The organism is Pseudanabaena mucicola FACHB-723 (genome assembly GCF_014696385.1).
Lineage (GTDB): Bacteria > Cyanobacteriota > Cyanobacteriia > Pseudanabaenales > Pseudanabaenaceae > Pseudanabaena.
The window spans coordinates 23,786-30,854 of the sequence record NZ_JACJQB010000042.1 but is presented as its reverse complement, the minus strand read 5'-3'; the positions used below and the strand labels follow the sequence as shown (position 1 = coordinate 30,854).

Here is a 7,069-nt window from a genome sequence, read left to right as displayed (position 1 = left end):
TGTGAAGAGGTTATTTGAGTTAGTCACTCATCTTCAAGTCTTTTGCTTTGAGAAGATTTTTAAGTATGGCTTTTTTCCACAACTCATTTAGGGTTGCTATATAGCCAAGTAAGTTAAGACATAAAACCCAAATAGAGTTGCGGCGCGAAGCGCCGCAACTCTATTTGGGTTTTTATTTTTGTCCTAACGTAGCTGGCTATAGCTATACTTTAGGAATTACGCAAAAATGAATTGAAACCCGCATGGCAAAGAATGAGCAATTCATGAATTGCCCCTTCTTTGCGTTCTTTTGCGTAAGTCCTATACTTAATTTACTTGGCAATCCAACGCTCAAGAATCTCCTTGAGTTGATGTTTGCGAATGGGTTTACTGAGGTAATCATCCATACCTATTGCTAAACAACGATCTCGATCTTCAGTAAAAGCATTTGCCGTCATGGCAATAATTACTACATGCTTACCTATTTGAGCATTCGCCTCCGAGTGGCGGATTGCTTGCGTAGTTGCATACCCATCCAACAGAGGCATTTGGCAATCCATTAAGATAATGTCGTAATCTTGAGTTTGCATTAACTGCAATACCTGTTCGCCATTTTCCGCCAAATCAGTGCGACAGCCAAGTTGTGATAGATATGCCATGGTCACTTTTTGATTGACAATGTTATCTTCTGCTAGCAAGATTTTAAGATGACTGAGTGCAGTTGAGACAAGCTTTTGGCTAGCATTCAGACCGACATTTTGGTTTCTTTCTGCATGCACTTTGTCATGGTGGCGCGTAGAAGTAGAAACAGGTGCGCTTGGGGATTCCATTTTGACTGCAAAAGATATTGTCTTGAGTAATCTCTGTTCCTTAAAAGGCTTAGTAATATATCCACAAAAACCTTGATGCATAACGGTTGGGATTTCGCCCTGCTGATTGGCTGTCAACATGGCAAGGATTGGTAATTTGGCAAATTTATTCCTAGCGTGGACTTCTTTTACAAAATTAGTTCCATCCAAATCTGTTAATTTCCAATCTACAAGCAACACGTCAACAACGGGCTTATTTGCATCCAAAATTTCTAGAGCCTCAGCAATATTCGTTGCCTCTGCGATCTCTGCGCCAAACTTGCGAAGGTAATAGCGAATAGCATTACGGGCATTATGATTCTTCTCAACCACAAGAATTTTGCGATTAGTTAGTGCTTGTCTATTGGACTCTGCTAAAGATTGCTCCGATTGTAGTGCAAAAGGAATTCTCAATTGAAAACAAGAACCTTTTCCATTATCAATTGGACTAATTACCTGTATCTCGCCATCCATTAGCTCCACTAACTGACGACAAATCGCTAAGCCTAAACCAGTACCGCCAAAACGACGAGTTGTGGAAGTATCAACTTGAGAAAATGGCTTAAATAGCTTAGCTTGATTATCAGGACTAATGCCAATACCTGTATCAATAATCGAGAAGCGTAAGTAAACGGGCTGAGAAGTATCATTTACTTCACTTGAAACATTATCAGCGTCTGCATCTATTAATGTTTTTTCAAAATTGCGATCGCGTTCAATCTTGAGCAGGACTTCCCCTTCAGCCGTGAACTTGATCGCATTGCCAATTAAGTTCATCATGATTTGCCGAAACCTAACGGTATCCGCCATTAATAAGATGGGCAAATCTTCTTCAAACCAAGAATTAAGTTCTAAACCTTGGCTGTGAGCCTGTAATGCAAATAGCTCAAGAATTTCTTCTATACATTGCTCCAAATGAAAAGGCAAACTTTCTAGCTCTAAATAACCCTCTTCAAGCTTAGAAAGATCCAAAATTCGATTAATTAAGCTAAGTAAGAGATTTCCGCTCAGATGAATATTTTCGACAAAATCCTTTTGATGATCATCAAGCGCAGTACTTAGGAGTAAATCTGTCATACCTAATACTCCATTCATCGGTGTCCGAATTTCATGGCTCATATTAGCTAAGAAAATGCTTTTTGCCTGAGCAGATTGTTCGGCAAATTGTCTAGCCGCTAATAATTCATTTTCCTTACGCTTGAGTTCAGTAATATCACGACCAACATATACAAAATCATAAGTTGATTCCTGATCAATCCCCTGTTTATAGTTGCGTATTGCAGAACAAGAAAAAGATACTAAAATTTCTTCTTTGTTCTTTGATAGACAATTTATTTCAATATCTCTCAATCCAAAATTATCTTCGTTTTGGTTGTCATAGGATATACATTCAGCACATTTTTGACGAATAAAATCAAGTTGTTGTGAATTATTAAATAAACAAGAAATTGGCTTGTTAATTAATTCTAGTTGCTCGTAACCAAATAAATTAATAGTTGCAGGATTAATAGTTTTAATTATGCCTGTATGGTCAGTTACAATCAATGCATCTGCCATTGCCGAAATGATTTTACTAATATATTTTTTTGATTGCAATAAAGCATTAGCTAATAATTCTGATTCATTGGCTCTTTGCAGCAAAACTTGAGCCATTGTCATCACTTCTGTTGCATCTTCAATACAGATGAGAATATTTTTATCTTCATCTTCTAGTTCATTAGTACCAATGATATAAACGTTAAAATAAAGCGGAGGTTTTGGATCAATACAACGAGCGATACCTTTTATCTCAAAGCTAGTAGCTTGATTTAGCCAAATACTATTAAAAGTCTCTTCTAGTCCGACTATTTCTGGAAATGCACAACGTATATCTTTATTTAATAATGACTCATAGGGCTGTTCAGAAAATCGCTCAGCTCCATGGGAAATATCAGTAATGATAAACTGTCGATCAATCGTAATAAAGGATCTTTCTGAAGCAGTAAGTAATTTCTTTAATAATTTTGACTGTTTCATGGCAGCTAAGTTAAGAATGTATGAATGTTTACTCAGGATGAGTTATGCCAAAATTTTATTGTCAACAAATATGCAGTTATTCTAGCATTAGCATCTGACAAGACAATTTTTGGAATGCCTCATCAACCCCCTCACCTGTTTTTGCAGAAGTCATTTGTACAGGGATGTTTAGAGATGAGAATTCAAGATTGATAGATTTTACAATATTTGCTTTTTCATTGCTTTCGATTAAATCTGTTTTATTTAAAGCGATAATTAAACTAGATTTAGGATTAATTGACTGAAAAAGCTGAACATGATCTTTTAAGTTTTGAATACTTGATAACCTTGTGACATCGCCGACTATGAGTGCACCTTTCGCTCCTTGGAGATAGCTGGGTGAAATTGATTTAAAGCGTGTACTACCTTCAATGTCCCAAATCATTAGCTGTAATTTGTGCGACTCAATTTGAGAAATACTGTTAGGCTTATCAACAATCACTAGTCTGCGGGATATTTTTACACCAACAGTTGATAAATATTTATCACTAAATTGACGATCGACAAATTGTCGAATGAGGCTGGTTTTGCCGACACCAAAATCACCAATTAGACATATCTTTTGAGAAATTATTTTAGCGGGAGAATGCATTTAATTAGGTAATGACATTGGCTTTAACACAGGTTGAAACTCCACCCATCTTAACATTTGGTCAGAGGATTGTTGAATAGCTTTATCCATTATCCCAGAAATCTGCAAGCGCTGGGCTTTTACACCTCTGCGGATTAATGCTTCGCGGATATTTTGAGCACGCTTTATGCCTAGTTGGTTGTTGATGGTGCGGTCGCTAATGCTATCATTTTTTGCCAAGATTTTTATATTGTAGTCTGGATACATCTCTAGAAAAGCCTGTACTTCTATGAGTTTTTCCACATCATTTGGTTGTAATTCAGTGATTCCAAATGGGAAGTAAATCCTCGTGGCAAGTTGTGGAGTAAGAATAGTCGTGGCATTACTCACAGTTTTAATTCCCGCGACTTTGGCAAAGGCTTGGGTGATTTTTGGTATCATGCGTGGTTGTTCAATTTGTCCTGTGATGCTTACCTGTCCATCTTTAAACTGGGTTTGAATATTTATCCCTTGAGTATAATTCAAGGCTTTAGTAAGACGTTGAATTTCGATTGCTACTAGCTCAGGGTCGGGAGGCACATTGACTGCATGGATATTATTGTTGATATTTGCGATCGCAATTTGGGTGTTAGTAGCTTCGCTAGCAACTTGTAGAGCGCGATTACGGAGGTATTGATTTGGTAACTTACCCGATAATTGCAGACGTTCGCCGTTAGCCTCGACATGCAGTTTATAAACAGCAAGCTCTGGGGTGCTGGCAAAGGCTTCTAAGACTTGAGCTTCTAATCGTTGCTCACGATGAGATTGATATTGCCAAAAGCCAATCGGCAGAGCAATTAAAGTCAGTAACCCCAAACTCATAAAAAGCAAAGTCTTCGGTGATTTCTTCGCACTAGGATGGGGCATAATTTCCATCAAGGTCTTGAGACTAATTTCTGCTTCCATCGGTACAAGACTAGGGTCACCATCGAATTCTTTCAACTGCTCACCATAGACTTGTATAATCTGACCAAATATATCACGAATTTTATTGATGATTTTCATGTCAGGTTCGCCACGGATAATCACCGCTAGATAGCAATATCCTGCAACTTCCAACACAATTTTGGAGCCACTATAGTTGATGGCATCTAGCTCCGTCGTGCTTTCCGAGCGCGACATACATTCATTGGCAAAACTCCGAATCGCCGTCAACATCCCCGCCAACATATCTGAATCAATTGGCTCAACTAAAGCATCAAGATCACTTTTTTGGATATCGATCATTACTAATCCTGAAAGGTTATGGATCAAAAATATGGCTTGAATCTCAAAGGGAACCGATTCTTTAAGAATCAATTCGGCTTCAGAAACACCTTTCATTCTGGCGCGAAATTTGCGCTGTATGCCTTCTACACTAAAAGTTTGCTCGACCTTTTCATTAATGGACCGAATTGCTTCCGCAAAATATTTTGCGATCGTATTCCCAATTACAGGATAGAGGGCATCAACCATAGCATCACGTTCGAGGTGAATCTGGCGCTTAATTGCCGATCCCATTTCTGGCGCAAGGGCATCAATAATGGCATCTCGATCAAGACGGATTTGCTCACGAATTGCTGCACCCACTTCTGGCCCTATAGCCTTTGCAATTTGCTCAGGGTTATTACGGATTTGCTCACTAATTGCATTGGGCAAAATATCAGCGATCGCATGACTCATCGATACGCGATCTAATTGCGATCGCTCAAAAATCACCTCAGCAATAATTGGGGTAATTGCCTGACACATTTCTTCTCTAGCTTGATCGGCTTTGAGACTGAGCAACTCAGCAATAATTGGCAACAAAAGCTGGACTAATTCTGCTGGTTGATTAATTTGATTTTCTAACTGAGCAATACGCTCTCTAACCTCCTCAATCTCCATCGGAATATTGCTCTTTTCATCGTCTATCGCTGAGAGCCTACGCGAAGCACTGTGCAGAAGACTTTCCAAGCCTTCAATTTTGTTCATTATTTCAGGATTATTTACCTGACTTTCGACAATCCCTAGTTTTTGTTCAACTGCAATTTTAAAGCTCCGTAAATCTTCTATCTCTGGCACAACCAAAATGTCCTGTAAAAGATGTAAAGCATCATCATCTGACGAGTTTTCTAAATAGGGGCTTTGTGACTGTGATTGAAATGGAGATCGAGAATTGGGTGCTGAGAGAGATTGAGAGGACGGCAAAGAGTCCCCTTGAGCAATTTGTGGGGATATTTGTGCCTTTCCACTACTTAAGAGAATCTCTTGGAGCAGACTGACCGCTTCAATTTCTTCTTTTTTTGAAGGCTCTATTTGTTCTGATCGAGCATATTTAGTATTGTCAGTAAGATCTAAATTCTCCTTAGCTTGTTCTGCTATTTGCGGCTTTTTAACATCATGATCAAATCCATTTTTCGTAGATGGAATATCTCTTAAAAAAGGTAGCTCATCCAGTAAACTAGGAAAAGGATATACAGAAGGCGATCGCGTTATATCTGAAAAATCTTCATCTGGAGATTTCTGTCTGACTTGAGTTGATAAAGACTGTTCATTATTATCAATGTTTAACAGCTCTGAAATATCAATCCGTTGTTGATTCTGAGGAGATTGGGGCTTTTCAGCATTGATAATATTAAGATCGGAGAGCAGGAGTAAAAATTTCTCAACATCATTGAGAGATTGGTTTGGGAAGTTACTCTGTTGCTCCGACATGATGTTTTGGGAAAGACGGTATTTGGGTGCTAATTTGTAGGGGCAAAAGCTCCTACAAATTAGAAATTAGAGCCATAGTTGTTAGTTAAATTGATGGCTTTTTCGTAGTACGAGAGGAGGATTTGCTTGCCTCGGATGCTGAGCGATCAGTCTTTGAACCGATAATATTTACCTGTTCGTACTTTTCATCGACCTTTTCCTCAACTGCTCCACGCAATTCAGGGACAAACTCTGAACCCTTGAGACGCATACCTAGCTCAAATAACAGCTCTGCCATATCATCTTTCGAGATTTTATCTTCGCGCAGAATTGAGAAATGACGATCGAGTTCTTCTAAAACTAGCGATCGCAATTCACGGGTATCACTTTGCAAACTCTCTCTAGTTTGGGTGATTTCATCGCGTAGGGCAACTCTTTGCGCTTCTACAGTTTCGTCAAGGGTTTCAATACTATTGGTAAACTTGCGATTAATGCGATCAAATTGTTGACGCAGATCGGCTGCTTCTTCTTGAGCTGAGGCACTAATTGTTTTGAGGCGCTTGTCGATGGACTCAACTGCGGCGCGTAACTCACTAGCTAGAACTAATTTTAAGTCGTTGAGACGATCGTTTATATCTTGCTGAATAGCTGAAATATCTGATTCCGCCCTGTCAAGACGACTGGTGTACTCGCGCAAATGTGCGCCGAAAATGATGTCGCGAATCTGATCGATATTGCCTAAGCGTTCGCGAATTTCATCTCTGGTGATTTCACCCATTAGATTACCTCTAGGAAAGATTTTTGCAAATATAAAATTTTATCTCCAAAATTATGAACATATTATGTAGACATACTTTGGAGAGCGCCAATAGACATAACCATAGCAAAGTCTTGGCATTTTTGCTGTAAGCAAAAAGCAGCA

General features: G+C 38.8%; 4 protein-coding genes. All 4 read right to left on the bottom strand.

Annotated features, from left to right (window positions below):
* Positions 1–311 precede the first annotated feature (311 nt).
* The 4 genes from H6F41_RS15580 to H6F41_RS15565 all read right to left on the bottom strand — a co-directional run bounded on the left by H6F41_RS15580 (position 312) and on the right by H6F41_RS15565 (position 6,925).
* Positions 312–2,843, bottom strand: coding sequence for a PAS domain-containing hybrid sensor histidine kinase/response regulator (locus H6F41_RS15580; RefSeq protein ID WP_190404390.1), 2,532 nt, complete (start codon positions 2,841–2,843; stop codon positions 312–314).
* A 76-nt stretch (positions 2,844–2,919) separates the two neighbouring features.
* A complete protein-coding gene (locus H6F41_RS15575; protein ID WP_190404389.1) occupies positions 2,920–3,474 on the bottom strand; it encodes a Rab family GTPase in 555 nt (184 codons plus the stop codon).
* Positions 3,475–6,168, bottom strand: a complete 2,694-nt coding sequence (locus H6F41_RS15570) for a BON domain-containing protein (RefSeq protein WP_190404388.1) — start codon at positions 6,166–6,168, stop codon at positions 3,475–3,477.
* Positions 6,169–6,253: 85 nt separating this feature from the next.
* Positions 6,254–6,925, bottom strand: coding sequence for a hypothetical protein (locus H6F41_RS15565; protein ID WP_190404387.1), 672 nt, complete (start codon positions 6,923–6,925; stop codon positions 6,254–6,256).
* Positions 6,926–7,069: the final 144 nt, after the last annotated feature.

Bases quoted from the DNA above. Each gene is read 5' to 3' on its own strand.
- H6F41_RS15570 (WP_190404388.1), bottom strand. From the start codon at position 6,168: ATGTCGGAGCAACAGAGTAACTTCCCAAACCAATCTCTCAATGATGTT.
- H6F41_RS15580 (WP_190404390.1), bottom strand. From the start codon at position 2,843: ATGAAACAGTCAAAATTATTAAAGAAATTACTTACTGCTTCAGAAAGA.
- H6F41_RS15565 (WP_190404387.1), bottom strand. From the start codon at position 6,925: ATGGGTGAAATCACCAGAGATGAAATTCGCGAACGCTTAGGCAATATC.
- H6F41_RS15575 (WP_190404389.1), bottom strand. From the start codon at position 3,474: ATGCATTCTCCCGCTAAAATAATTTCTCAAAAGATATGTCTAATTGGT.